Annotated in this window: 17 protein-coding genes and 1 tRNA gene; 9 read left to right on the top strand and 9 right to left on the bottom strand. The window is 68.4% G+C overall.

Features of this window, described 5'->3' with window-relative positions; genetic code table 11:
• Positions 1-9 precede the first annotated feature (9 nt).
• From QHF84_RS47430 to hxsC4, 3 genes are all read right to left on the bottom strand, one after another.
• Positions 10-1,761 (bottom strand): serine/threonine-protein kinase, encoded by a 1,752-nt coding sequence (locus tag QHF84_RS47430; RefSeq protein ID WP_281320266.1) that lies wholly within the window; start codon positions 1,759-1,761, stop codon positions 10-12.
• A gap of 52 nt (positions 1,762-1,813) precedes the next feature.
• Positions 1,814-2,665, bottom strand: coding sequence for an ATP-binding protein (locus QHF84_RS47435; protein WP_281320267.1), 852 nt, complete (start codon positions 2,663-2,665; stop codon positions 1,814-1,816).
• A 145-nt stretch (positions 2,666-2,810) separates the two neighbouring features.
• A complete protein-coding gene (gene hxsC4 / locus QHF84_RS47440; protein WP_281320268.1) occupies positions 2,811-3,848 on the bottom strand; it encodes a radical SAM protein HxsC4 in 1,038 nt (345 codons plus the stop codon).
• 101 nt (positions 3,849-3,949) lie between these two features.
• Between hxsC4 and QHF84_RS47445 the strand changes: the two genes are divergently transcribed.
• Positions 3,950-5,095, top strand: a complete 1,146-nt coding sequence (locus QHF84_RS47445) for an acyl-CoA dehydrogenase family protein (RefSeq protein WP_281320269.1) — start codon at positions 3,950-3,952, stop codon at positions 5,093-5,095.
• Between the two features lie 1,018 nt (positions 5,096-6,113).
• Here QHF84_RS47445 and QHF84_RS47450 read toward each other — a convergent pair.
• Positions 6,114-7,625, bottom strand: coding sequence for a serine/threonine-protein kinase (locus QHF84_RS47450; protein ID WP_281320270.1), 1,512 nt, complete (start codon positions 7,623-7,625; stop codon positions 6,114-6,116).
• Positions 7,622-9,964: a FecR domain-containing protein gene (locus tag QHF84_RS47455; RefSeq protein ID WP_281320271.1), complete on the bottom strand. Its 2,343-nt coding sequence runs from the start codon at positions 9,962-9,964 to the stop codon at positions 7,622-7,624. Before QHF84_RS47455 ends, QHF84_RS47450 begins: the two co-directional genes overlap by 4 nt.
• Positions 9,965-10,127: 163 nt before the next feature.
• Here QHF84_RS47455 and QHF84_RS47460 point away from each other — a divergent pair, with 163 nt between their 5' ends.
• The 3 genes from QHF84_RS47460 (at position 10,128) to QHF84_RS47470 (ending at position 15,144) form a co-directional block, all read left to right on the top strand.
• Positions 10,128-11,876 (top strand): OmpA family protein, encoded by a 1,749-nt coding sequence (locus QHF84_RS47460; protein WP_281320272.1) that lies wholly within the window; start codon positions 10,128-10,130, stop codon positions 11,874-11,876.
• Complete coding sequence (locus tag QHF84_RS47465) at positions 11,873-13,645, top strand: adenylate/guanylate cyclase domain-containing protein (RefSeq protein ID WP_281320273.1); 1,773 nt, start codon at positions 11,873-11,875, stop codon at positions 13,643-13,645. Before QHF84_RS47460 ends, QHF84_RS47465 begins: the two co-directional genes overlap by 4 nt.
• Before the next feature lie 101 nt (positions 13,646-13,746).
• Positions 13,747-15,144, top strand: coding sequence for a sigma 54-interacting transcriptional regulator (locus QHF84_RS47470; protein WP_281320274.1), 1,398 nt, complete (start codon positions 13,747-13,749; stop codon positions 15,142-15,144).
• A 4-nt stretch (positions 15,145-15,148) separates the two neighbouring features.
• On the opposite strand, the gene QHF84_RS47475 is transcribed toward QHF84_RS47470, so the two are convergent.
• Positions 15,149-15,982, bottom strand: coding sequence for a LysR substrate-binding domain-containing protein (locus tag QHF84_RS47475; RefSeq protein ID WP_281320275.1), 834 nt, complete (start codon positions 15,980-15,982; stop codon positions 15,149-15,151).
• A gap of 85 nt (positions 15,983-16,067) precedes the next feature.
• Here QHF84_RS47475 and QHF84_RS47480 point away from each other — a divergent pair, with 85 nt between their 5' ends.
• The gene (locus QHF84_RS47480) at positions 16,068-16,787 is read left to right on the top strand and encodes a TSUP family transporter (RefSeq protein WP_281320276.1); all 720 of its coding nucleotides are present in this window, start codon (positions 16,068-16,070) and stop codon (positions 16,785-16,787) included.
• A 185-nt stretch (positions 16,788-16,972) separates the two neighbouring features.
• Positions 16,973-17,047, top strand: a tRNA-Thr gene (locus QHF84_RS47485).
• A gap of 116 nt (positions 17,048-17,163) precedes the next feature.
• On the opposite strand, the gene QHF84_RS47490 is transcribed toward QHF84_RS47485, so the two are convergent.
• Together QHF84_RS47490 and QHF84_RS47495 are read right to left on the bottom strand one after the other, a co-directional pair.
• The gene (locus QHF84_RS47490) at positions 17,164-18,309 is read right to left on the bottom strand and encodes a site-specific integrase (RefSeq protein WP_281320277.1); all 1,146 of its coding nucleotides are present in this window, start codon (positions 18,307-18,309) and stop codon (positions 17,164-17,166) included.
• 109 nt (positions 18,310-18,418) lie between these two features.
• A complete protein-coding gene (locus QHF84_RS47495) occupies positions 18,419-18,646 on the bottom strand; it encodes a hypothetical protein (RefSeq protein WP_281320278.1) in 228 nt (75 codons plus the stop codon).
• A 1,358-nt stretch (positions 18,647-20,004) separates the two neighbouring features.
• On the opposite strand from QHF84_RS47495, the gene QHF84_RS47500 reads away from it, so the two are divergent.
• The 3 genes from QHF84_RS47500 to QHF84_RS47510 are packed head-to-tail and all read left to right on the top strand — an operon-like array spanning position 20,005 to position 23,607.
• The gene (locus QHF84_RS47500; RefSeq protein WP_281320279.1) at positions 20,005-21,783 is read left to right on the top strand and encodes a hypothetical protein; all 1,779 of its coding nucleotides are present in this window, start codon (positions 20,005-20,007) and stop codon (positions 21,781-21,783) included.
• Positions 21,780-22,124, top strand: coding sequence for a transglutaminase domain-containing protein (locus QHF84_RS47505; protein WP_281320280.1), 345 nt, complete (start codon positions 21,780-21,782; stop codon positions 22,122-22,124). The genes QHF84_RS47500 and QHF84_RS47505 overlap by 4 nt, the downstream gene beginning before the upstream one ends.
• 31 nt (positions 22,125-22,155) lie before the next feature.
• A complete protein-coding gene (locus QHF84_RS47510; protein ID WP_281320281.1) occupies positions 22,156-23,607 on the top strand; it encodes a transposase in 1,452 nt (483 codons plus the stop codon).
• A gap of 540 nt (positions 23,608-24,147) precedes the next feature.
• Here the strand turns inward: QHF84_RS47510 and QHF84_RS47515 are convergent.
• On the bottom strand, positions 24,148-25,545 hold the full coding sequence (locus tag QHF84_RS47515) for a hypothetical protein (protein ID WP_281320282.1): 1,398 nt from the start codon (positions 25,543-25,545) through the stop codon (positions 24,148-24,150).
• Positions 25,546-25,728: the final 183 nt, after the last annotated feature.

A 25,728-nucleotide genomic window follows, 5' to 3' on the forward strand; every position in this document is an offset into this window, starting at 1 on the left:
CTCGGCGAGCTAGCGGCGGTTGAAAGCGGGGTTTGCATCTTTCTTCGTCGTGCTCGTCGGGGCCGGCGCCGCCTTGTTCGTGGGCTTCGGGCTCGGCGGGGGCGTCGAGGGCGCGCTCGTGGACGCGGCCATCGCCGGCGATGCGGAGGCCGAGCTCGGCGGCGGGGGTGTGGATTCGGGGGTGACCACGGGCGTGGTGGACGTCGGTGCAGCCGTGACCGTGGGCGCGGTGATCGCCGGGGGTTCCTGCGGCGCGCCCGTGGCGATCGGCGTCGTGGACGATGCTTCGACGCTCGAACGGAACAAGAACACGAGCACGCCGCCGAGGATCCCGATGAGCGCGCCGAGGCCGAGCGCGACGAACAGGAACGAGCGACCTCCATCGGACGACGGAGGCCGCGTCCGCGCGGCGCTGGCGAACGCGGCGGCCGCGTGGGCGCTGCGCGGGCCGGTGTAGAGATCGGCCTCGATGCGGCTCAGATCGGGCTCGATCACGTCGATCGGCGGGGTGGGGCCGAGCGTGAGGACGCTCGGCCCGGTCGTCGTGGCCGAAGTCGGCAGCTCCGGCGCGGACGCGATCTGCACCGGAAGCGGCATCGTTTTGTGCGCGGTCTGCGCGGCGGCGGCGATCTCCGCGGGCGGCGGGGCGGAGGCCAGGGTCGAGCTGATGACCGAGTTGCGCCGCCCCGTGTTGCCGAGCGGTACGGTGCTCGGGCCTTCGCTCCATTCGGTGGTCACGGGCGCGTCGACGGGCGTGATCGCGGGCAACGTCGGCTGGGACGGCTGGCGCGGGGGCTCGGTGCCGGGCGCGCCGGAGGCGATGGGCGTCGGCAGGCCGGCCATGCGCGCGATCCGATCCAGCGTGCTCTGCGAGCGCGGCGGCGCGTAGGGCGCGAGCGCGACGGCGAACTCGCCGATCGACTGGTAACGGCGGTTCTTGTCGCGCTCGTAGGCGCGCTCGATCCGCGTGGCGAGATCCGCCGGGATGTCCGGGCGGAATTCACGAAGCGCGCGCGGCGTGCCGGTGAGCACCTCGGCGCAGAGCCTGTGCAAGGTCTCCGCATAGAACGGCTGCGTGCCCGCGAGCAGCTCGAAGAGCGTGATGCCGAGCGAGTAGATGTCCGTGCGGTGATCGACGCCGCGCGTCTCCTGCATCTGCTCGGGCGACATGTAGAGCGCCGAGCCCATCGCGGTCGACGTGCGCGTGAGCGCGTGATCACCCGGCGCGGCTTGCATCTTCGAGATGCCGAAGTCGAGCAGCTTCACGAGCGGCGAGCCGTCGCGGCGGCTCGCGAGGAAGAGGTTCGCGGGCTTCAGATCGCGGTGCACGATGCCGTGCGAGTGCGCCTCGGCGATGGCCTCGCAGGCCTGCAGGACGTAGTCGATCGCGTCGGGCACGTCGAGGACGCCGTCCTTGATCCGGTGCGCGAGATCGCGGCCATCGAGGAACTCCATGACCATGTACGGCGCGCCGTTTTCGAGCGTGGCCACGTCGAGGACGCGGGCGACGTGCTCGCTCTTGATCTTCACGGCGGCGCGCGCCTCGCGCTGGAAGCGCGCCGAGGCCTCGGGGTGCTGCGCGTATTCGGGCAGGAGGAATTTCAGCGCGACCCGCTCGTCGAGCGCGACGTGCCGGGCCTCGACCACGTACCCCATGCCGCCTTGCCCGAGGACACGCTCGACGCGGTACTTCTGTGCGAGGAGGGTGCCCGGTACGACGGCGGCTGCCGGCGAGCCAGTGGGAGACGCATGCGACGTCACGGACCTCCGTCCATGATGCGGCCCACGGCCGTCCGTCGGCAAGGACGTTCTCTCACGTGCACAGCGGGAGATCGAAGCGCACGGCCGTTCCCTTGCCGAGCTCGCTCTCGATCTCGATGTCCCCGCCCACGGCCTCGATGAGGCTCTTGACGACGGACAGCCCGAGGCCCGTGCCCTTGCCCGAAGGTTTGGTCGTGAAGTACGTCTCGAAGACACGCGCGAGCACGTCGGGCGACATGCCCGTGCCCGCGTCTTCGACGAGGCAGTGCGCGCGGCCCGTCTCGCGGTTCTCGCTCACCTCGATGCGGATGAGCCGCCCCTCCGGCGGCTGCTCCATCACGGCGTCCGCGGCGTTCGTGACGAGGTTGACGAAGATCTGTTCGAGCTTCGTGCGGCTCATGGCCACACGCACGGGCGAAGGCGGCGCGTGCGTCATGATGCTGACGCGCTTCGTGCGGCCCGAGACGTGGAGCATCGAGAGGACGTCGCCGATCACGGTCGTCACGTCGAGGACCTCCTGCCGATCCTGGATCGGCGTGCCGAGGTGCAGGAGGTTTCGCGCGTGCTCGGCCAGGTGCGCGACGCCACGCTCGAGGGCCACGAGATCGTCGGGCTCCGGCGGCTTTCCTGCGTCGGCGCGCATGCGGATGAAGGTCGCGGTGTGGGTCAGGACGGCGGCGACGTTGTTGAGCTCGTGCCCGACGCTCGCGGCGATGGTGCCGAGCGTGGCGAGCCTGTCGGCCTGGAGCAGGCGCGCGCGCGTGCGTTCGAGCTCGTCGATGAGCCACTTGCGGTGCGCCTCGGGATCCTGCGGGATCGGCGGCACGTCGCTCTTGCGGCTCCCGACGACCACACTCGAAGGGCCGATGCTGTGCGGGCCCGAGTGCGGGGCGCTCTGGAACATCGGACGCGGGGGTGGGGGAGGCGGGAGGGGGGGCGCTTTGGGGCGCTCTACAGGCGCTGCCTGCGGTCTCCCCCCGCTGCCACGTCCGTCGCTCTTGCCGTCGCTCATGCCTGCTCGGGCGATGGTAACACGTTCTACCCTGCGATCACCGAGCGTTTGGGGTGCCGAGGATCGGCTCGAACTCGTCCCAGCCGTACCGCTTGAGGTAGTTGCGCCAGACGCCCTCGCATTGCGGCCCGTATTTGCACGTTCCGCACGCCTCGCGTTTGTCCCTCTGGGCCTCGTCGAGATCTTGCCGCGTGACGAGCACGAGCCCCCGTCCGCGCCCGTCCGCGGCCCGCTCGGGCGCGCGGGCCGCATCGAGGTTCGCCTGCTCGCCGAGGTCGAAGTGCCGGTACTTCTCGACGTACCCGCGGTTGAAATCGGCGACGCCCTCCGTCGTGCAGAGCGGGATGTCCACGAGGAACGCCATCGGTCGCGCCTCGCCGACCTCTGCGAGGAAGCGCCGGAACGCGGCGGCGATGTCCGTGTAGCGCGGGAAGATCTGCTCGAAATACGTGTCGGCGCGGCCGTTCGCCTGCATCACGTTGAAGACGACCTGATCGACGCCCGACTGCCGCAGGAAGCGGTAGATGTCGAGCATGTGCGGGAGGTTCCGGTCCGTGATCACCGTCGAGGTGTGCAGCTCGACGCCGAAGCGCTTGAGCTTCGCGATCGAGGCGAGGCCGGCGGCGGTCTGTTCGAAGCTGTCAGGCGTGCGCGTGAGGCCTTCGTGCAGCTTCTTCGTGTGGCCGTGGATCGAGACGTAGAACCGGTTCATCCCGGCTTTCGCGAGCAGCGCGGCGTACGGCAGGTGCGAGAGGCGCCGGCCGTTCGTCATCACGCTGATCTTGCGGTAGCCGAGGCCCTTGGCCATCGACACGAGCTCGGGCAGCTCGGGGCGCGTCGTGGGTTCGCCCGAGGTGAAGCAGACTTCCTCGGCGCCCTGGTTCTGCTCGAGGATCCACCGCACGCGGTCGGTGGTCATGGCCGAGTTGTTCACGTAGCGGCCGTCGCGATCTTCCTCCATGCAGAAGATGCAGTTGTTGTTGCAGACGGCGCCGATGGAGACGTGGATGCGCTCTTCGCGGGTGGAGAGCCGCTCGGCGATGGTCGGCTCGGCAGCGTGGGCTCCGTCGGACAAGCTTCGGCCTCGGGAAAAGGGTCTTCCAGCGAGCGGCGTGCGTCAACCGCTTCCGCTTCCGCATGGACGCGGGCCGGGAGGTTTGGTAGCCCATCCTTCAAATGGACAGGAACCTTTTCCGCGAAGAGCACGAGCTGTTCCGAACGTCGTTCCGAAGGTTCGTCGACCGGGAGATCAAGCCGCACCAGGAGCGGTGGATGGAGCAGGGGAGCGTCGACCGCGAGGCCTGGCGCAAGGCGGGCGAGGGCGGCTTTTTGTGCCCGTGGCTCGATCCGGCCTACGGCGGCGCGGGTGGCGATTTTCTCCATTCGGTGATCGTCATCGAGGAGATGGCGCGGGCCTACGACTCCGGCTTCGCGATGTCGTTGCACTCGGACGTCGTGGTGCCGTACATCGCGACGTTCGGCACGGAGGAGCAGAAGCAGCGCTGGCTGCCCGGCTGCGCGTCCGGGGAGATCGTGACGGCGATCGCGATGACCGAGCCCGGGACGGGCAGCGATCTCGCGGCGCTCGCGACGACGGCCGTGCGCGACGGCGACCATTACGTGCTCAATGGGGCGAAGACGTTCATCTCGAACGGCATTCTCTGCGACATCTGCATCGTGGCCGCGAAGACGGACACGAATCCGGAGAACGCGCACCGGGGCATCAGCCTGTTCGTGGTGGAGGCGGGGACGCCGGGCTTCGTGAAGGGCAAGAAGCTGCGCAAGATGGGGCTGCCCTCGCAGGATACGTCGGAGCTCGCGTTCGAGGATTGCCGCGTGCCCGTGAAAAACCGCCTCGGCGAGGAGGGCGGGGGCTTTTTGATGCTGATGCAGAAGCTCCAGCAGGAGCGGCTCGTCGTGTCGATCGGGTGTCAGGCGGCGGCGGAGCGGATCCTCGAGGATACGGTGGCGTATTGCAAGGAGCGCAAGGCGTTCGGCAAGCCGATCTCGAAGTTCCAGAACACGCAATTCAAGCTGGCCGAGTGTGCGACGAAGGTGGAGGTGGGCCGCGCGTTCCTCGATCGCCTGATTGCGGAGCACGTCGCGGGGAAGTACCTCGTGAAGGAGTGCTCGATGTCGAAGCTCTGGCAGACGGAGATGCTCGGCGAGGTGGTCGACGAGTGCCTGCAGTTCTTCGGCGGTTATGGATACATGCTCGAATACCCGGTGACGCGGGCGTACATGGATGCGCGCGTGCAGCGGATCTTTGCCGGGACGAACGAGATCATGAAGGTGATCATCGCGAAGCAGATGGGGCTCTGAAGCGCGCCGCCCGCAAAAGCGCTCTCGGTGCCCTTCTCGCAGCGATGTCTCGATGCCGCGGGCGGGCCCATCTCCGAATGCGGCACCGATCCCCTCTTCCCCGCCTGCGGCTCCACCTGGAGCAACGCATGCACGCTCGCCGGAGGATCCTCAACGGGGTGCAGCGCGACCGCCTGCCAAGCCGACGACGTGAAGTGCGTGGACAATAGCGACCTCTATCGACCCTGCGACGCCGCCTTCAAGGACGCCTGCAGGCGTGCCGGTGGCGAGTTCGAGTGCGAGAGCCCCTGCACCGAAGGGACCTGCGATCTGCCGTCATCAGGTCGCCTTCCCCGCGCCCACCCCGGGGACCCTTCCCCCCGAAGAGTTCCGCTCTGCGCTCCCCCCCGGGGACCCCTCCGCTCCGAGGAACCGCGTTGCAAATCTTCGCGGGGACCCCTCCGCCGCCCGCCCCTCGGCGACAAAATCCCGCGGGGAGCCCCTCTCCCCCCGACCTCCCCGCGGGGAAATTCCGGCGGGGACCCCTCCCCGCGGGGCGCGCCTCGCCCGGATCCTCGCGTCGAACCCTCCCCGTGTAGTTCCGCGCGAAGACGCGCTCCCCTCCGAAGCCTCCCCGCGTAGTTCCGCGCGAGGACGCGCTCCTCTCCGAAGCCTCCCGGCGTAGTTCCGCGCGAGGACGCGCTCCTCTCCGAAGCCTCCCGCCCCGTCCCGCGCTCCCCGACGTTTCCCTTTACACCTTTCCCGCCGAGATCGCGCGGCTCAAGGCGGAGATGGGCTCGACCTGAGCCCGTTCCACGCCAATCCCTTGTATCGACCGCGCGGCGGTCGATGCACCACCGGTCCAGGGCTGCGCCCCTGCAAAGGGGGGCGGATAGCTACAAACAAAATTTCCCCGCGACGACTGCGCGAAGCGCAGTCGTCGCCCACCGGTCCAGGGCTGCGCCCTGGTTCGGGTCCAGGGGCGAAGAGCCCCTGGTCGGGCCCGGGGTGAAACCCCGGCGCGACGCTGTGGAACTCCCTACCGCCCCCGCCGCAAGATCCGCCCAATCTTCTTTCCGAGCGCATCCGGGCCCGCGGGCGCGTTTGCCACGTCCGCCGCGCCCGCCGAGACGAGCCGCGTCATGCGGTCGGGCGTGAGCGACGCGGCGCATACGAGGACCCGCGCCCGCGGCAGGATCCGCGCGACCTCGGCGATCTTCGCGGCCGCGCCGTCGATGTCGTGGCCTGCGTCGACGAGCACGACGCCGAGTTTTTCGCGGGCCTCTTCGTCGAGCGCTTCGAGCGGAACGAGGTAAATGCCTTGAGACGCGAGGCCCGTGATGCACGCGGGATCGACGCCCGACGCGCCGGCCATGCGGATCCATCCGACCTCGGTGAGCCCGTGCCCCGGATCCGTCGAATCGTTCGCGCGGGCGAGTTGCCCCTCCCATTGCGGCGCGCGTGACTCCCTTCCGCCGAGCGGCTCGTTTCCTTTGCGTGTGACGAGCTGCGTCGCGAGCGATTCCGGATCGAGCGCGTCTTCCAGCCGCTTTTTCACGACGGCCGCGCTCGCCGGCCGGCGCTCCGGTTGCTTGGCGAGCATTTCGAGGCGCAACTTTTCGAGCAGCGGCGGCACGGGCTCCGATCCGGTCGGGCGCGCGAGCGGCGGCGGGGGCAGGAACAGATGCGCCGAAATGATCTCGATGGAGTTTTTTCCGAGGAACGGCGGCCTGCCTTGGAGCATCGCGGTCAGGACGCACCCGATTGCATAGATGTCCGTCGAGGGGCCCACCGCGAGCGAATGGCATTGCTCGGGGCTCATGTATTCGGGTGTTCCGCCCACGGCCTCGGGCTTCGTGAGCGTCGAGCCCTGGTCGTCCTCCTTGGGCAATTCCACGTGCGCGAGGCCAAAATCGAGGATCTTGATCGTGCGTTTGCCCCCCACGTCCGTGAGGAAGACGTTCTCCGGCTTCAGGTCCCGGTGCACGATGCCCCGCTCGTGTGCTGCTTCGAATGCGTCGAGGATCTGCCCGAGGATGTCCTTCACGTCGGTGAGCGGCGGCGCCGCGTCCCGGTCGCGGAGCCACGCGTGCAGCGTGACGCCGACGAGGTATTCCATGACCAGGAAGGGCAGACCGTCGTCGTCGCCGTAATCGAGGACCCGCACGACGTTCGGGTGGTTGAGCAGCGTCGCGGCCCGGGCCTCGCGGTAGAACCTCCGCACGTAGTCGGGCTCGATCGCGATGTTGTAATGGAGCAGCTTCACCGCGACCGGCATGCGCAAGGTCACGTGCTCGGCGCGGTAGACCTCGCCCATGCCGCCGGAGCCGATGCGCGCGAGGAGGCGGTATTTCCCGCCGAGGACGAGACCGACGTGGGCGCCGCCGCGCTCCCGCGGCATCGGGGGGGCCTTCGGGGCGGCCTGGGGCGAGGGCAAGGTTTGCAGCGTCGTGTGGTGCTGCGCTTCGAGCTCGTCGAGATCGGCGGCCCCGGGCGGGCGAACGCTGATTCGCACGGGCTTCGAAGGCGAACGATCGTCGTCGTCGCTCATCGGTTCTCTCCCGAAAGGCGGAACCCGAGCGATCCCGTCACCGTGCCCGCCGCTTGCCAGGTGACGCTCTCCGCCCGCCCGACCCAGCCGGACAGCGCGACGAAGACCGACCCGCCCGCCTCGACGCCGGCCGTCAGGCCATAAGGAACCACGACCGTGCCGGTATCGCCGATCGTGGCGAGCACGTGCGCATCGGCGACGACGTACGCGCGGAGCCAGCGCAATGGGTCGTACGTCGCGCCGACGAGCAGATACGGCTGTACCCAGGGGACGTGCGCGGACGGTTCTTCCAGCATGAAACGAGCGCCCGCATTGGCGACCCACGTCAGGCGGCCTTTCGCGCCGCCCGCGGCGCCGCCGATGTCGAACATCAGATCACGCCGATTTTCGAGCGGCAAACCAATGCGGAAGAGCGGCGCGATTTCGAGCTCGGACGCGCCGCGCTGGAGGACGCGATACCGCGCGCCGAGCCACGCCATGTCCTCCGTCGGCACGCTCCCCGGCACTTCGACGGCGTCGGCGCGTTCGAAGGGCGTCGTGACGATGAGCGCGTCGAGCCCGAGCGGGCCGAACGAGCCGCTTACCCGGCCATTGGCCTGGAAGACCGGGCCGTTGGCGGTGCTGCCGGCGCTCAGGCCTCGGCCGACGGCCGTCGGCGCCGTCGGGCTCGTCCAGGGCACGGCCGTGACCCCGGCCGGGCGGAAGGGCGGCAGCCACGCACCGAGCGGGCGGAGCGTCGGGCGGCGCGGCGGAGGCGGCGGGGGCTTGTCCGGGGCGAGGATCGTGGTCGTGCCGAGGACCTTTCCGCGGGCATCCAGCACGTCGAGCCGCGCTTCGCCGTGCGCGTCGCCGACCGGGATGGAAGCGAGGAGCGCGCCGCCCTCGGCCACGGCGAGCGGGACCGTCTCCACGCGCTCTCCGAGGCGGACGCGGAGGCGCGGCGCGACGCGCTTCGGGACGTCGATCTCGCCGAGGCCCTTCGTGGCGACGCGCACGCGGATCTCGCGCTTCGCCTCGTCGAACGTCGCGCTGGGCGTCGACGCGACGGGCGTGGGGACGAGGGTGATCCGCTCTTCGAGGCCACTCTTCGTGCGGAAGCGCAGGGTCTTCGGCGCTTGCTTGAGGAGGTCGATCTCGGCGGGCGGCGGGCCGAACGGGCCTTCGTCGAGGGCGACCTCGACCGGGCTCGACGCCGTGAGCGCGAGGACGCCGTAGGGGTTCACCGTGACGGTCTTGCCCTCGAACCGCGCGCCCTCGCCGCGGAGCTCGGCCGCCACGACGTCGATGGTGCGCACGTCCGAGGCGACGCCGAGGTACTCCTCGACGTCGATCGCGCGGACCCGGACGCGGTAGAGGCCCGGCGGCATCTTTTCGGCGCGGAACGAGCGCACGTCGGCGGGGACCTCTTCGCGCACGACGAGGTCGTGAAAACCCTCGTCGCGCGAGACTTCGAGGCGGTAGGCCTTGGCCTTCTCGACGGGGTTCCAGCTCGTGGTGAGCACGGCCGTGCCTGGGGGCGCGAGCACGACGGACGGCGATCCTCCGTCCTCCCAGCGCGGCGCGGGCGGCAGCGGTCGCGGCGGGGCGGGCGGCGCCTTTCCTTCGAAGCGCGTGCCGTAGTTCTTCGGGACGGCGACGGTCTTGCCGCCCGACTGGACCGCGGCCTTGCCGTCGAAGACCGCCACCGTGGTGCGCGTCTTCTTCCGCTCGACGACGGTGTCGCGTGATTCGGCGCGGACCACGCCGCCGTCGGGCACGGCGACCTCGGCCGGCTCGCCGCGCAGAGCGGACAAACCCGCCTGCACCTCGCCCGCCTCGATCTCGACCGTCGGCGGCGTCTTCGAGACGCGCGTCTTGCCCGCGGTCCCGTAGATCACGACGAGCGTGTTCTGCGCGAGGAAGACGTGCGTGTGGTCGAGGAACTCGATGTGCGCGCGCCCTTCGTCCATCGTCTGGACGTTGTGGTTGCGGTAGAGCGCGGCGCCCGTCGCGACCGCGTCCCACGCGCCTCCCGAGGGCCTTCCGCGCACGTCGGGGTGGCTCGACTTGATACGGGCGTCGGGCACGCTCGTGACGGCCTTCGGCAGGATCAGCGTGATCCCCTCGGGCAAGGGCTTGCGGCTCGTGCAGTCGACGCGGTTGTAGCGGCTCACGAGCGGCACGTGCTCGGCCGCGCCGTACATCACCTTCGCGATGTCCTCGCACGTCTCGCCCTTCTGCACGCCCCAGTGCACGATGGGCTCGAGGAAGCCGGGCGGCGGCGGCGCGTCGGCGCGGGCGCGCGGCGCGAAGAGCCCGAGGGCCAGGGCGGCCAAGGCTCCTTTCGCTAGCGTGCGCATGCCCATTCCTCCGAAGACGCGCCACGCCGAACCGCGGGCGCCGTCGCCAGCATAGACGCGGTTCGTGGCGCATGGCGAGGCCCGTGCGTCCTACCGTGGGCGGCCCTCCAGCCGCTTCGTTTCGAGTTGCCCCCTCGCGCCCTCTGCCATAGCGTCGGACCCCATGGTCGCCCGGCTTTTCCGCTCCCTCGCGTGCGCGGGCGCCGTGTGGCTCACGCCCGCCATGGCGAGCGCGCAGACGGCGACGGCGCTGGAGCGGCTCGAACCCGCCCCCGCAGGCGACGGTTTTTTCGCGGTGCCACGCGCCGAGGTGCCCGGCGACCTCCGCGCCTCGGCCGCGCTCGTGTTTTCGTATGCCGATGCGCCGCTCTCGCTCCGCGTGGGGTCGGGGGATGCCGCCGAGGACGCCGGCGAGGTGGTCTCGTATCAGCTCACCGGGCACGTCCTCGCCGCGATCGAGATCAAACGGTTCTTGAAGTTCGATCTCGACGTGCCCGTCACGCTCGCGCAAGGCGGGGATTCGCCTTCGATCACGGGGCTCGTCTCCGCGTTGCCGCCGGGCACGCAAGCCACGTACGGCTCGCCCACGGGCGCCGCGATGAACGATCTGCGGCTCGGCGTGCGCCTCGTGCTCTTGCCCCAGCGCGGCGCGATCCCCGCGGCGAGCCTCGTCTACGCGGTCTGGGTGCCGACGGGCGACGAGACGGCGTTCGCGGGCACGGGCGAGGTGCGGCACATGCCTTCGATCGTCGTGGGGGCCGACATGGGCCGGTTTTCCTACTCGGTCGCGCTCGGGCGGCGCGTGCAGGACACGCGGGGCGGGCTCGGCCTGCTCGGCGGAGAGCTCGTCGCGGGAGGCGCGATCGCCGGGCGTTTCGGGCGATTTTCCGCGCACGCGGAGCTTTACGGATCGACGGTGACCGTGGAGGCCTCGCCGTTCGGGCGCGGCACGACGAACATCGAGCTTTTGCTGGGCGGCCGCGCGACCGTGGGTCCGCTCTCGTTCGGGCTCGCGGGCGGGCCCGGGCTCACGGCGGGCGTCGGGACGCCGACGTTTCGGCTCGTGGCGAACGTGGGCGCTTCGTTCGATGTGCCGCGGAAGGCGCAGGCGAGGGCCGAGGACGCGACGAGCGGGGGCGCCCGGGCTGCGGCCGGGGATCCGAAGGCAAATCCGAAAGGGAAAAACGGGTCGGGCGTCGATGCCGCCGCGGCGCCGGACGCCGACGGCGACGGTGTTCCGGATGCGAACGATGTTTGTCCCGACCGCGCCGGCGACGCGACGCCCACGGCCGCGCGCCTCGGTTGTCCGCCCGATCGCGACGGCGACGCCATCGCGGACGCGGACGACGTCTGCCCCGACGAAGCCGGCGTGGCGAGCGCCGATCCCACGCGTTTCGGCTGCGCGCTCGACACGGACGGCGACGGGATCGCCGACGCCGTCGACGCTTGCCCCAAGGAGCGCGGCGAGGCGAACGCGGACCCCAAGATCACCGGCTGCCCCGCGTCGGTGCGCGTCGAGGGCACGCAGATCGTGATCCTGCAGGAGGTCAACTTCGCCACGGGCAGCGACGTGATCGCGCCCGAGAGTTACGCGCTCCTGGAGCAGGTCGCCTCGGTGCTCGCGCAGCACCCAGAAATCGCGCGGGTGGCGATCGACGGCCACACGGACAACGTCGGCGCCGAGCGGGCGAACGTCACGCTCTCGCAGCGGCGCGCCGTCGCCGTCGTGCGCTGGCTCGTGGATCACGGCGTCGACGCCAGGCGCCTGGAGGCGCGTGGCTTCGGTCCGCGCCGGCCGGTCGCGAGCAACGACAAACCCGAAGGGCGCGCCAAGAACCGTCGCGTAGAATTCCAGATCCTCCGCCGCACGCCGCTCGGCGAGGCCGGCTGGAAGGAAGGCGCGGCGAAGTGAAGCTTGGTTCGATCGGCGCGCGCGCGCTTTTGCTCTTCGCCGCGGTCGGGCTCGTGCCCGTCGGCGCGGTCGTGGCGCTCCTGCTCTCCGTGAACCGTCAGGCGGTGCAGACGAGCGAGCAGCAGCTCCAGGCCGCCGTGCTGGAGGAGCTCGAGCGCGCCACGATGCGTCATGTCGAGGACGTGCGCGTCGACGCGGACGCCGTGGCGTTCGCGTTGTACCAGGCCGCGAGCGCGAAGCCCGCCGCCGGCGCGGGGGATGGCCTCGACGCGGTGCGCGCGACCCTCGGCGCGCGCCGAGAGATCGATGCCGTTCGTTTCGAGGTTCCCGAGCGCGGCGTGAGCACGGTGTTGCGTCAAAAAGGGGATGACGCCGGTGCAGGCGCCGACGTGCCCGCCTCGACGCCCGAGACGCGAAAGGCCGCCGACGAGCACGGCATGGGCATCTCGCTGATCGGGCCGGGCAAGGGCCTGCTCGTCGTGCCGATCCCCGCGGTCGAAGGCGCAGCCACGAAGGCGCACGGCTACGTCACGGCCACGCTCGACTTCGCCGATCTCCAGCGCGACATCGACGACATCGCGGGACGTCGCTTCGGCGGCGCCGTCGGCCTCGTCGTGATCGACGCGACGCGCCGCAGCGTCGCATCCCACGGCATGCCCGAGATCGGGGCGTTCGCCGACACGTCGAATCACCCGCTCTGGACGGGTTTTTCCAAGGAAAACCCTGGCCTCGTGGGCGTGGTGCGCGTCGCGCCGTACCGCGCGGAGAGCGGGGCGGACATGATCGGCGTGGTCCGCTTCCTCCCGGGCCTCGGCTGGGGCGTCGCGCTCGCGCGCCGCGAAGAAGACGCCTTCGCCGTGCTCTCGGCGATGCAGCGCCGCGGCGCCCTCGTCGCGTTCGGCGCGGCCCTGCTCGCGCTCGCGGCGGCGGCCTTTTCGGCGCGCTGGATCGCTCGGCCGATCGTGCACCTCGCGGGGCAAGCGCGCCTCGTCGGCGAGCGCCGCTGGCGGGAGCTCTCGCTCGCGTCGTCACGCACCGACGAGATCGGCACGCTCACGACCGAGCTCTCGCGCATGGCGAACGACCTCGAAGGCAGCGAGATCGAGATCGCCCGCCAGGCCCGCCAGCGCGCGGATCTCGGCCGCTTCCTGAGCAAGGAGCTCGTCGAGGCGATCGTGAGCGGCCGGCACGAGCTCGCCCTCGGCGGCCGGCGCGCCACGGTCAGCGTGCTCTTCGCCGACGTCGTCGCCTTCACGCCGCTCGCGGAGACGAGGCCCGCCGAGGAGGTCGTGACGCTCTTGAACGAGCTTTTTTCGGTGCTCACGGAGGTCGTGTTCCGGCACGGCGGCACCGTCGACAAGTTCATCGGCGACTGCATCATGGCCGTCTGGGGCGCGCCCGTCGCCCAGGAGGATCACGCGGCCCGGGCCCTCGCCGCAGCCGAGGACATGATGCGTTTCCTCGAGACCGCGAACGAGTCGTTCCGTGAGCGATACGGCACGACGATCGAGCTCGGCATCGGCATCAACTCGGGCGAGGTCCTCGTGGGCAACATCGGCTCGGACAAGCGGATGGAGTACACCGTGATCGGCGACGTGGTGAACGTGGCCGCGCGACTCGAGGCGATCGCCCGCCCGAACCAGGTGCTCGTCGCGGAGACCACCCGCGCGCTCGTCGCGAGCGGCGCCTTCGAGCTCTCGCCCCTCGGCGAGCGCGCGCTCACCGGCCGGAGCGCGACCACGAAGGTCTACGAGCTCGTGACGACGTGACCGAGCCGTCGGTAAGCCACCTCAGCGCTTCATTTTCTGTCGGTTGCCTGACGGCATCGCAAGACCTCGGGCGCTTGCATGGGCTAGAGTAGGCGGGCGCAATGAACAGGCCCCCGTTCGGAAGTGATCCCTCGTTGCCCCTCGGACGTAACTCGGAGACCACGCCGCAGTTCTCGGACCCCGTGATGATCCCGCGGATCGAGCTCTGCGTGGAGCGCGAGGCGGGCAAGGCGACCGAGCGCGTCGTCGTGCTGGAAGGTGAGCTCTTCCGGATCGGCTCGCACGCGAGCAACGACCTCGTGATCACCGACCCGATGGTGTCGCGCTTCCATTGCCGGATCGCGCGTGGCGCCGGGGGTTTTCGGCTCCTCGACACGGGCTCGCTCAACGGCTCGCGTATCGGCGGCGTGCGCGTCCGCGACGCGGATCTGCCGCTGCCCGAGTGCCGGATCGAGCTCGGCGAGTCGATCGTGCGCGTGCGCGAGCTGCATGCGACCGCTGCGGCCGACGTGCCCGCGGCGCCGAGCTTCGGTTCGATCTTCGGCGCCTCGCTCGGCATGCGTCGCCTCTTCGAGCTCTTGAAGCGCGTCGCGAAGACGGACGCGAACGTGCTCATCGAGGGCGAGAGCGGCACGGGCAAGGAGCTCATCGCCACGGAGATCGTGCGCCGGAGCCCCCGCGCGAACAAGCCGCTCGTGATCGTCGATTGCGGCGCGATCTCGCCGAACCTGATCGAGAGCGAGCTGTTCGGCCACGTGCGGGGCGCCTTCACGGGCGCCGAGCGCAACCGCATCGGGGCGTTCGAGGCGGCCGACGGTGGCACGGTTTTCCTCGACGAGATCGGCGAGCTGCCGCTCGACATGCAGCCGAAGCTGCTCCGCGCGATCGCCTCGCGGGACATCCGCCGCATGGGCGAGAACCAGTCCCGCAAGGTCGACGTCCGCGTGATCGCCGCGACGAACCGCAAGCTCGAGCGCGAGGTGAACCTCGGCCGTTTCCGCGAGGATCTCTACTATCGGCTCAGCGTGGTCACGGTGCGCGTCCCGCCCCTGCGCGAGCGCATCGAGGACATCCCGCTGCTCGTGAACTGCTTCCTCTCCGCGCTGGAGGCGACGGACAAGGCGCACCTCTTCACGGCCGAGGTGCTCTCGGAGATGTCGCGGTACGACTGGCCCGGCAACGTGCGCGAGCTGCGCAACCACGTGGAGCGCCGCGTCGTGCTGGAGACCGAGGCCCCGAGCTTCCGTGACGAGGAGGAGGGCGTGAGCTCCTCGCAGGACAAGCCCGCCCCGAGCGCCGGCGCCGTCGACATCGAGGTGCCGTTCAAGACCGCGAAGGACACGATGATCGACCAGTTCGAGCGCGCGTACCTCGCCGCGCTGCTCGCCTGGGCCGACGGCAACGTGAGCCGCGCGGCGCGCAAGGCGCAGCTCGACCGGATGTACCTGCACCGCTTGCTCCAGCGGCACGGCCTCCGGCGCGCGGGCGCCCTCGAATAAAGCTTCAGCGTTTCCCCCGCGCGCTGCGGCGCGCGAGCAGGAGGTGCCGGAGCGCGGCGGCGGCGGGCGGCAGGCGATCCTCGCCGCGATGCACGATGTGCATGGGCCGCAAGATCGGCGTCGCCGGATGCGGGACCTCGACGAGCCGACCGAGGGCGAGGTCGTGCTCGACGGCGAAGCGACTCACGAGGGCCACGCCGATCCCCGCGCGCACGTTCCCCTTCACGGCCGCGATGCTCCCGAGCTCCATGACCACGTCCGCGTCCGGAAAATGCTGGTCGAGCAGCGCGCGTGTCGTCGAGCCCCGGCCGAACGTCACGAAGGGAGCGCCCTCCGGATGCAGGCCCGGCGCGGCGACGAGGATGAGATGGTCGTCGATCCAGCGTTCTCCCTCGGGATGCGTGACCACGCCGAGATCGATCTCCCCGCGTTCGAGCGCGTCGAGCACCTCGGCGGTCGTCGCTTCGCGGAGGCGAAACCGCACCCCGGGATGTGTCGCGCGGAACGCCGAGAGCGTGGGTGGCAAGAGGTACGTGCACGCCGTCGCGCCGGCGCCGAGCCGCACTTCCCCGGCTTCGAGCCCCTCGACCTCGGCCACGGCGCGCATGGCATCCCCCACGGCCGCGAGGATCTGCAGCGCGCGCGGCAGGAGAACACGCCCGGCGGCCGTCAGGCTCGTCCCGGCGCGATCCCGATGGAGGAGCCGCGCGCCGAACGCCTCTTCGAGCCGCTGGATGGACGCCGTGAGCGCAGGCTGCGACAGATGCGCATGCCGCGCGGCCCTCGTGAACGTCCCGTGTTCAGCGATGAGGGCGAAGTGCCGAAGGGCATCCAGCATCAGCCGAAGTTATCACGGCCTTCCGAACAATCGATTGGTCCGATGACGGCTCGGGCCCTACGTCTGGATGTGAGGAGGTGAAGCGATGCTTGCGCTTCTCCCGGTCTTCGGTGTTCTTGCGGGCGTACTGACGACGATGGCGGGGCTCGGCGGGGGCATCCTGCTGCTGCTCGGTCTGTCGATCGTGTGGGGCCCGGCGGCGGCGCTGGCGTCGACGGCGCCGGCGATGCTCTTCGGCAACCTGCACCGGTTATGGCTGCTTCGGGAGGAGTTCGACCGCCCGACCGCGAAGGCGTTCGCCTGGGGCGCCGTGCCCGGGAGCTTCCTGGGCGGCCTGATGGCGGCCTGGATGCCGGAGGACGTGCTCCGATGGCTGATGCTGGCGATGACAGCGGCGGCGCTCGGTCGAGCATTCGGGCTGTACACGTGGAAGCCGCGGGCGGCGGCGATGACGCCGGCGGGCCTGGGGATCGGGGCGATCAGCGCGACGGCGGGTGGAGCGGGTCTCTTGGTGGGCCCGTTGTTCATGGCGGCGGGGCTGACCGGCAAGCGCTTCGTGGGGACGATCGCTGCGGCGGCTGTAGCGCTGCATACGGGGCGGGTGGCGGCGTACGGGCTCGGCGGAATGATGACGGAGGAGACGGTGGTGCGGGCGACCGTGCTGACGGTGGCGGTGATGGGCGGCAACATGGTCGGGCTGTGGCTGCGGGACCGGGTGCTCGATGAGAGGAGAGCGGAACGGCTGGAGCTCGGTGCCCTGGTGGTGTGCATGGGGCTGAGCATGCTGGGGGTCGGGAAGGGGTGAGCGGGGAGGTGGGGGCCGGGGAGGGGAGGGGCTTGGGGGCTTGGGGGGAGGGGATCGGTGGGGCGTTTGGGGGGCGTTTGGGGGGCGTTTGGGGGGCGTTTGGGGGGCGTTTGGAGGGGGTCGAAAAAAAGTCGTTGACAACCGATGCGGAACATGGTTTTTCTGCGCGCCCGTTCGACGGGAACGCCGCCTTAGCTCAGCGGTAGAGCAACGGTTTCGTAAACCGTAGGTCTCGAGTTCAAATCTCGAAGGCGGCTCCAGGCGTTTCTTGGGTGATTCCGCGGGGTTACAGACCGCGAGGTTGATCGCCCGTCCGGTGGCCAGAAATCCTGTGGCCTCACTGTGGCCTCAACCGACGATGGTCGGTTCCGTGGCCTCAGCTCTGGTCCTCGTCCTGACCGTCCGTCTTGGCGTCCTGCCGAGGCCGACGCACCGGCAGGCGCCGGGCAGCCTCTTCCAGGTCCTGCTTCAGGAAGTGAACGTACTTCTGCGTGGTCGCCAGGTGCTTGTGACCTGCCATCCGCTGGACAACGTGGACAGGGATGCCTGCGCGGAGCCAGCTGGTGATCGCGTAGTGTCGGAGGCAGTACACCGACCACCCACTCAGCCCCGCCCGCCTGCAGACGCGCTCGAACGCTTGGTCGATCCCGAACTGACCCCACGGCTTGCCGTGGTCGTTCAGGGCGACGTGCGCCTCCCGCGGTCCTTTCCTCACGATCGGAGCGAGGAGCCGCGCGAGCTCCCTGGAGACCGGGATCTCCCGCTGGCCGGTCTTCGGCGTGTGGATCTCGCCGTGTGACCGACCCTCGCGCACGTTGAGGAAGCCGCCCACCGCGGCGCCGTTCTCCCATCGCAGGTGCACGTCCTTGGAGCGGAGCGCGCGGACCTCGTTGGGGCGAAGCCCGGCGTCCGACATCAGGGCGAAGGTCGGGCGGTGGGTCTCGCGAGCGTCGTCGAGGATCTTCTGAACCTGATCGTCCGAGGGGATCTCGAGGATGCTCTGCCCGATGGGCTTGAGCTTCGGTAGGTTCGCCGGTCGATCCTCCACGTACCCGCGGCTCTTGGCGAACCGGAGCACCGACCGCAGGACGATCTGCGTGTTGTTGCGCGTCGAGCGGGTCAGCTTCCGCCGCGAGAGGTCGAGGTCGAGATCCGCAGCGGCCTTCCCATCGACCTTGTCCAAGGGGAGCTCGCCGAACCTCGGGAGTAAGGTGCTCCGGAGGACCGACTCGTAGCCCCTTCGACTCGTGACCTTCAACTCGGCCACCATGAAGGTCTCGCGGTACTCGGCGACGAGCTCCGCGAACTTCTTCTTGGGCTTCGCCTCGGCACCCGAACCGGACGGGGCACCGGCAGCGATACCGCTGGTCGATGCCGCCGGCTCATTCGGCTCGCCGTACTGCGCAATGTTGAGCAGATACCGTTTCTCCTCCGCGCGGGCCGCGGTCCAGGTTTGGACCTCGGCGTCTTTGCGGAAGCGTGCACGCGTGCCGTCCCGTTTCTTGTACTGGATGTCAATCAACAGACGGGTTTCCCCGTATCGTTCTACTTTGCGGACTGCCATGGTCAGATTCCTTTCCGACCATCCCAGCCACTTTTGCGAGGCTGGGACCGTAGCACGCGGTCCGTCGTCACGGGACCCCCCACGCCTCGGAGAACCGGACGCGCCAGATCCGGCCGAACTTGCGCGCCCGCACGCCGTCGACGCTGGCCTCCGTGCTGCCATCGGACGCACGCACGGCGCGGCGCTCCAGCGTCTTGCGCAGCGCGCCGGCATTCATGCCGAGGTGCGCCGCTGCGCGATCGAGGGGAACCCACGCCCCGACCCCTGGATGCACTTCTCCCCGCTTTCCCGACATGCCGGTACCTCCTTCCCCTGCCGCCCATGGCCACCTCCCCGACGCGCGCGGGCTACACGGCGTCGCGTGAAATCGACGACCGAGCGAGGGGGCTCGAGCTCTCGGCGAGCGCTCCCTCCATTCGGCGTCCGTGGGGCGGAATCTAAGGCATTCGCGTGCGACGTTTCAAGGCATTTCGCAAGCGATCTCGAACATTTGCTGGAATCATCGTATTGGATGCGGGATCGTGTAGGGCCCCCCTTGTTTCAAAGGGTATCGATCCAGGAAGGGCCTGGGAAACGATCCACATTTGGCTCGCCGGGTGCCCACCTCGGGCCCCGGTGCCGGGACGAACCGGTGGGCGCGCCGCATGGCTGAAAATCGCGTGAAGGACTTCACGTTATCGCCCGGGATGCATAGCGCGGGCCACGCGCGATCAGATCTCACAAACTGCCTCGATTTTGCGACGTCTCGAAAATCGACCCTTCATTTCTGGGAGTCGAAGGCCGGCTCCGCCAGAAAATCGATCCACATTTCGCCCCGTCGCTCGAGCCACTCGACCGCGTTCGCGCGCCTTCCCGCCGGATCGTTCGTCGCTCCAGTACGTTTCCTGGATGATTTTTCACAATAGGCTCTCTCCGAGACGCGTAGGTCACCGCCCGCGATCATCAAAAACGCCGCGCTACTCCACGAGTGGCGCGCGGCAACCCTTTCATTTCCAGAGGTCGACCCGAGGGAGAGCCTGGGAAACGATCCATATTTCACTCAGCCGCGTGGGGTGGTGCACGAATGATCCGGGCTCGTACGGTTCCGTGGCCCCGAACAGACTTGCCGACGAAGCTCGGCGCCCTCCCTGTGAGCGGCTTGTCGACCCCGCCAGGCCCCCAACCTCAGGACCACGTCGTCGCCACCTCGCATCAGCGGCGCGAGCTGGGGCCAGCGTGCGGTCAGAGTGGCCCAAAACGCGGCCGTTCTCCGGCCCCACGTGGCGGATCTAAGGCGAGTCCACTGCCAGCACGACGGCAAACCTCACGAGGTTTGCACCGCGCCCACCCGGTTCGTCTTCCCAGAACAAGCGCGTGCGTCGACGCGCGAGCCCGTCGCGTGAAGAAGCATAACGATATCCATGGGATGAGCTGTACGTCGCGCTCGTGTGGTGTCGCAGTCCGCGCGGACACTGAACGTTGTCGCAGTAAAGGATCGTCCGTACGCCCGGCCGTCGCCTACGGCGGGAAATCCATTGCCGCTTTCGGCACTTAGCGATCGGTTTGGAATGGCCCCATTGCGTTCGTCAGGTGAATTCGACTGCCTCCCCAAAAAAACCGTTGCGATGCCAAGATGCTGAGGTTCACCATCGCGGGAAGCTAGGAGGGGCGAGTATGAGCAGCCCGGATTCCGACGCGCCCGGCGCGTCCGACGCTGGGGGGCACCCGCTATTTCCGCGCCCGGAAACGGCGACGGGGCCCGATACCCGCAAGTTCGACCTTATCCAGATCCGCCGCTGGGGAGCAGACGGCAAGATGGAGGTTTGCCCAAAGGCTTGGAAGGGCTCCGAGCTCCGCAGCTGGGAGCAGGTCGTCGAGATGTATGGCGCGAAATGCACCTATCAAGCCGTGGCGCAAGATGGAAAGAACCATCAATTTTCGGCATTCTCCGAGAAACTGTACTTTGATGGGCCGCCTCCCAAGCCATTCGTGGAAGCGCCCCCGCCGCATCCGCCGAGCAACGCCCACGCTCCGCAAGGCTACTATGCCGCGCCGCCAGCGCCCTATTCCGGCGCGGGCGGGAGCGAGATGATCGCCATGATGCGCGTCATGTTCGAGAGCAACGCCGCCGTGCAGACTGCGGTCCTGAAGTTGTTGGTCGATAGTAGACAGGATGGCGGATCCAACGTCCAGACCGTGCTGGTAAGTAAGTTGCTGGACCGGTTACTGGAGCGGCAGGCGCAGAATCCGCTCGAATTGCTGCGCGACGCCGTACCCCTGTTGCAATCCCTTACCAGCGGGGGTGGAAACCCCAAGCAGTTCATGCAGGGGGTCGAGTTCGCCAAAGAAATGCTCGGGACTGGCGGCGGAACGAGCAAGTCCGATGACCTCGGCGAACTTGCGAGCCTGATCAAAACCTTCATGACCGTAAAGGCGAGCGCTGCGCCGACGAGCGCTGCGCCGGCACCAACGCCCAATTTAGCCGGACCGCAGCCCGCAACGCAGTCGGCCCCGGCTCGGCCCCGGAAGCAGCGAAAGTCCCAACCTCCGCCGACGACGCCAGGTTACCCTGCCGCGTTTCCCCCGTGGCCCTGGCCGTACCTACCGGCCCACCTGTATGGGATGATGCATCCAGCATACCAGGCATGGGCTGCCGCTTATGCGCAAGCGATGGGCAGCCATCCGGTGGCGCCTCCGGCGCGTCCTTCCGCGCCGCCGTCCGCTGCGGCATCCCCGGTGGTGCCGCAAACCGCTCCCACTTCGACAACGCCTCACCAGGCGCCCGCCGCGCCGGCACCGCCCCCCGCAGCGGCTTCCACGCCGAAGGTTGCCGGGCACGTTGCGGCCGACGAGGAACTCGCCGCCCTTTCATCGACGGCAGCCGTCATGGCGGAGCCGGCCGTGGCCGACGCCGTCATGGCCGAGCTGGCCGTGGCCGACGAGGAGCCGGCCATGGCCGACGCGGCCGGCGACGAGTTCGCCGTGGCCCAGGAGGAGTTCGACCCGCTCGCCCCGCTCCGGGCGATGTTGGCGGATCTGCATGCCTCCCAGCCGCCCAATCCGCTAGCGCAAGATCCCAGCGCAATGGCCGTCGCTCCCCCGCTCGTGCAGCCTCCGGGGATTCCGGCATTGCAGGGTCCGCTGACGGGCATGCCGAGTGTACCGCCCGTCGATATGGCCACCGCCTTTGCGCTCTACCTGTCGACGCTGCAACCCAACCCCTATGGGGTTCCGCCTATGGCCGCTGCCGCGGAGCCACGGGAACGGGACGAGGAGGAAGACGACGACGACGACGCGGACGGCGACCTTCCCGAAGACGGCTCGACGGTCGCCATGCCAGGAGTGATCGCCATGGCTGCGGCTGACCCGGAGTTCGAAGCGACGCTTCCCGAAGAACTCCGCCCGATACTGCGCGCCTTGATGCGCAAGCCCGGAGGAGGAGGGTTGTCATGAGCGTGCGGATGGGCATCGTTCACTTCCCTTCCAATATCGCCAAGGCCCGTTACATGGCCGAGGCGGGCGCGGCGGATGTGTGGCAGCACGAGGTCCAGCGTTGGGCGGCGGTGTTCAACAAACTGCCTCTGGCGGAGCGCCCTGCCGCGATCCTTCGGTTCTGTCAGTACGCCATCGACTACGTGCGCGATCCCAAGCGCGAGGTCCTCGAAGACTCGGCGGTCACCCTCCTGCGTGGCTTCGGCGATTGCGACGCCAAGGCTCGAGTCTTCGTGGCGCTCTGCCGTGCTTGTGGCATAGCTAACAGCCCGTGGATCTATCCCAAAGTAAGATCGACATGAACGGGGAGAGGATGGTAGGTTTGTCCGCGTCATGTCGATGGGTCGAAGACGGGAGAAGCAGGCGCCGCTCTGGGTGGCGGCGCCTTCGTTGCCGCGGTCGCCGGGGCACCGGTTCTACGAGAAACTGAACGAGCTTCTGCGCGAGAACGGGTTTGACCGGGCCATGGAGGCGGCGTGCGCGAAGTATTTCGAGGCCGACGGGACGGCGGGAAGGCCGTCGATCCCGCCGGGACTCTACTTCCGGATGCTGCTGGTCGGTTTTTTCGAGGGGATCGAGTCCGAGCGCGGGCTCGAATGGCGGTGCTCGGACTCGCTATCCCTGCGGGAGTTTCTCGGACTGTTGCCTGGCGAAACGGTGCCCGATCATTCGACGCTGTCCAAGATGCGCAAGCGCCTCGGCAGTGAGGTCTTCGAGGCGATGTTCGCCTTCGTGCTCGGGGTCGTCCATCGCTCCGGGCTTCTCCAGGGCAAAGTCATGGGCGTGGACTCGACGTATCTCCGCGCGGACGCATCGATGAAGGCGATCGTGCGGCGCGAGACGGGTGAGGTGTACGCGGACTTCATCAAGCGGCTGGCGAAGGAGGAAGGCATCGAGAATCCGACCGTGGAGGACGCTCGGCGACTCGACCGCAAGCGCAAGGGAAAGAAGACGTCGAATACCGACTGGAAAAGCCCGACGGACGAAGAGGCCCGCATCACGAAGCTCAAGGATGGCCGCACGCGATTGGCCTACAAGACCGAACATGTCGTCGACATGAGCAGCGGCGTCGTGGTCGCCGCAGAGGTCTATTCAGCGGACCAGGCCGACCCAGCGACGATGGCGCAAAGCCTGGAGCAGGCGCGCACGAATGTGGAGCAGGCGAAAAGCGACAAGGACCGCGATTCGGATGACGATTCGCCCCCGGAGGGCGGCAGCAGCGACGCGCAGCCCGAGCGCACCGTGATCGAGGTCGTGGCGGACAAGGGGTATCACAAGGCCGAGCTGCTCCTATCGTTGAAGGAGTCCGGCTACCGCACCTATGTCCCGGAGAGGAGCCAGCCTGTCCGCAAATGGGTGGACAAGGGCTGGGACATGCAGCAAGCGTTTTACGGAAATCGATACCGCGTACGTCGTCCGAAGGGGCGCGCTCTCCAACGCAAACGCGGAGAGTTCATCGAGCGAACATTCGCCCATGCATGCGAGACGGGCGGAATGAGGAGGGTGCGGGTCAGGGGCCGGGAGAATGTGCGAAAACGCTACCTGGCCCATGTCGCTGCGCTCAACTTGGGGCTCGTGCTACGCCAAATTCTCGGCTCTGGGACTCCGCGGGGCCTGGCCGCGGCCCGGAAGGGCTTTGCCCTTGCGATCTTGGTGATATGGGCCGCCATGGTGGCTCTGGTACGGCGCATGCCGAGGCAATTGGCACGATTTTCCCGGGCTGCGTGGGACGGGATGCAGCCGGGTCATGGGCGGGATGTTGGGATCGCGATTGGAGTGGCGTAGATCCACGGGCTGCTAACGATTCTTTCCCTCATGGGCATAATGTCGACCGCCCTTGGCGTCTACGTGGTGACTCCAAGGCCCGTAGCCCCCTTGGAGGCCATGCGAATAGGGCCGATGAGAGTTCCGGTGGAGCTGGAGACGTCCGACGCCGAGGCGGCGGATTCGGCCCCGATCGCTTCTGCGCCGCCGCCATCAGCGGCATCAGCGGCGCTCCAGGCATCGGGCGCGATCAACGAAGCAGCGACACGCCAGATCGCTTCTGCGCCGCCAGTATCGGCGGTCCAGACTCGGCCCCAGGGCGCGATAGACGAAGCAGCGATTCGCAAGTCCCTCGAACCGCGGGTCCTTTCGGGGAAGGCAAGTTTGGACGAAACAAAGATACTGATCGCCCTGTGCCGACGCCAAGGTGATACGGCATGCGTTCAGCGGACGGTGAGCTTGCTGAGAGACAGACAGCAGTAATGGGACCGCGGTCTCCGGGAGCAACCGGGGAGGGCTTCGCGCCGAGGCTGAGGGGAGCGGCCTCGATGCGCTCCGGCGCTAAACCGCTTCAGGCTCGTGCGGAATACTCACTGTTGTACCGGCTTCGACGTACTGGCGCAGGCTCTCCACGCCCGACCATTGGCCCTCACACTCGAACCTGGCGCCGCTCGCCCCCCGCAAGGTCATGGTGTATGGGACGGTCGCGGTGCCCTTCAAGACGAGCAGCGTGTACGTCCTCTCGGTCCAGGGAGGGTTGTACGTCTTATCGGTGGACGAGATCGTCACCTCGGTACTCTGGAGCTCGCCGTAGGTTCTCGTCTCCTCCCCCGAGAACGTCATCTCGAAACTCCCATCGAACTTCTTCTTCACGATAGGAACTTTCGCCCTGAACTCCATCCCGGCCGTCAAGGAGATGGTGCTGGTGGTGCTGTTCTCGAAGTGGGACGTCTGCGTCGTGGTCCCGCTCAGCGCAACTTCGCCTTCATGCGGATTGTCATCGGGGTTGCGGATGGTTTTCTCGTCGATCCGCACAGGGTGCTCGTCCGTGACGATGAAGCTATTGTGATATATCACCTCCTCGACCACCAGGGTGTCATGGGTGTATTCCCAGAACTGGCCGCTCCTGCCCGCGCCCTGGTGATAGACGTTGAGTTCGTGCATGAACCAGATCGCCGCTGGACTATCCGTCAGCATGGCACGGGTGTTGTAATTGGGGCTCCAGTTGGTGCCATCGAAGGTAATGTAGCAAAGCTGGCCGTCCTCGCCCGCGCGCTGGTAGAAGACGGAGAGCAGGTCTTCGCCGCACGCGACCGCCGAGGGACTCCAGCTCATGACCTTGCTGAGCACCTGCATGGGGGGAGCCCAGCTCGTGCCGTCGAAGGCACTGCAGAACAGATGGCCGCTCTTGCCACTGCCCTGGTACAAGACATAAAGCTTGTTCTTGAAGACGACCGCCGACGGGCTCGCGGTAATGCCGGCGACCTCGACCCGCTGGGCGGGGCCCCAATCCGTACCATTGGAGGAACTCGTATACCAGAGCTCGCCGCTGTCGCCTCTACCCTGGTGGAAGACGTAGAGCTTCCCGTTGAAGACGACCGCCGACGGGCTCGCGCTCATACCAACGTCGCGGATCTCCTGGTCGTTGGTCCAATCCCTACCATTGGGGGAGGTGATGTACCAGAGGGCGCCGCTGTTGCCCGAGCCCTGGTGGAAGACGTAGAGCTTCCCATTGAAGACGACCGCCGACGGGCTCGCGCTCATGCCAACGTTGCGGATCTCCTGGTCGTCGGTCCAGGTCGCCCCATCGGTGGTGGTGTACAGGAGCTTGCCGCTATTGCCTGCGCTCTGGTGGAAGACGTAGAGCGTCTTGTCGAAGACGACCGGCGCTGGGCTGGCGGTCAATTTGACGTTGGTGATCTCTACGTCCTCGCCGGTAGAAAATTGCGCTTCGTTCATCGTAGTCTCCGTTGATTGTGTGGTGTTGATGATCCCCGGTAGCACCGAGGTATGTGGCGTGCAGTTGACGCTGTAAGGTTCAGCCGTGCCACGCTCACACGCCGCTCCATTGCAAGGTCAATCGGTACAAGTTGCCCCTCGCGGAGGGTTCCGGGGTCCCGGCGATGGAGAGACGTGTGTCAT

It is taken from the genome of Polyangium sp. y55x31 (assembly GCF_029946505.1).
In the GTDB taxonomy this organism is placed as follows: domain Bacteria; phylum Myxococcota_A; class Polyangia; order Polyangiales; family Polyangiaceae; genus Polyangium.

Excerpts from the sequence above, each read along its gene's own strand:
- QHF84_RS47435 (WP_281320267.1), bottom strand. The coding sequence starts at position 2,665 with ATGTTCCAGAGCGCCCCGCACTCGGGCCCGCACAGCATCGGCCCTTCG.
- QHF84_RS47445 (WP_281320269.1), top strand. The coding sequence starts at position 3,950 with ATGGACAGGAACCTTTTCCGCGAAGAGCACGAGCTGTTCCGAACGTCG.
- QHF84_RS47450 (WP_281320270.1), bottom strand. The coding sequence starts at position 7,625 with ATGAGCGACGACGACGATCGTTCGCCTTCGAAGCCCGTGCGAATCAGC.
- QHF84_RS47455 (WP_281320271.1), bottom strand. The coding sequence starts at position 9,964 with ATGCGCACGCTAGCGAAAGGAGCCTTGGCCGCCCTGGCCCTCGGGCTC.
- QHF84_RS47460 (WP_281320272.1), top strand. The coding sequence starts at position 10,128 with ATGGTCGCCCGGCTTTTCCGCTCCCTCGCGTGCGCGGGCGCCGTGTGG.
- QHF84_RS47470 (WP_281320274.1), top strand. The coding sequence starts at position 13,747 with ATGAACAGGCCCCCGTTCGGAAGTGATCCCTCGTTGCCCCTCGGACGT.
- QHF84_RS47475 (WP_281320275.1), bottom strand. The coding sequence starts at position 15,982 with ATGCTGGATGCCCTTCGGCACTTCGCCCTCATCGCTGAACACGGGACG.
- QHF84_RS47480 (WP_281320276.1), top strand. The coding sequence starts at position 16,068 with ATGCTTGCGCTTCTCCCGGTCTTCGGTGTTCTTGCGGGCGTACTGACG.
- QHF84_RS47495 (WP_281320278.1), bottom strand. The coding sequence starts at position 18,646 with ATGTCGGGAAAGCGGGGAGAAGTGCATCCAGGGGTCGGGGCGTGGGTT.
- QHF84_RS47500 (WP_281320279.1), top strand. The coding sequence starts at position 20,005 with ATGAGCAGCCCGGATTCCGACGCGCCCGGCGCGTCCGACGCTGGGGGG.
- QHF84_RS47505 (WP_281320280.1), top strand. The coding sequence starts at position 21,780 with ATGAGCGTGCGGATGGGCATCGTTCACTTCCCTTCCAATATCGCCAAG.
- QHF84_RS47510 (WP_281320281.1), top strand. The coding sequence starts at position 22,156 with ATGTCGATGGGTCGAAGACGGGAGAAGCAGGCGCCGCTCTGGGTGGCG.
- QHF84_RS47515 (WP_281320282.1), bottom strand. The coding sequence starts at position 25,545 with ATGAACGAAGCGCAATTTTCTACCGGCGAGGACGTAGAGATCACCAAC.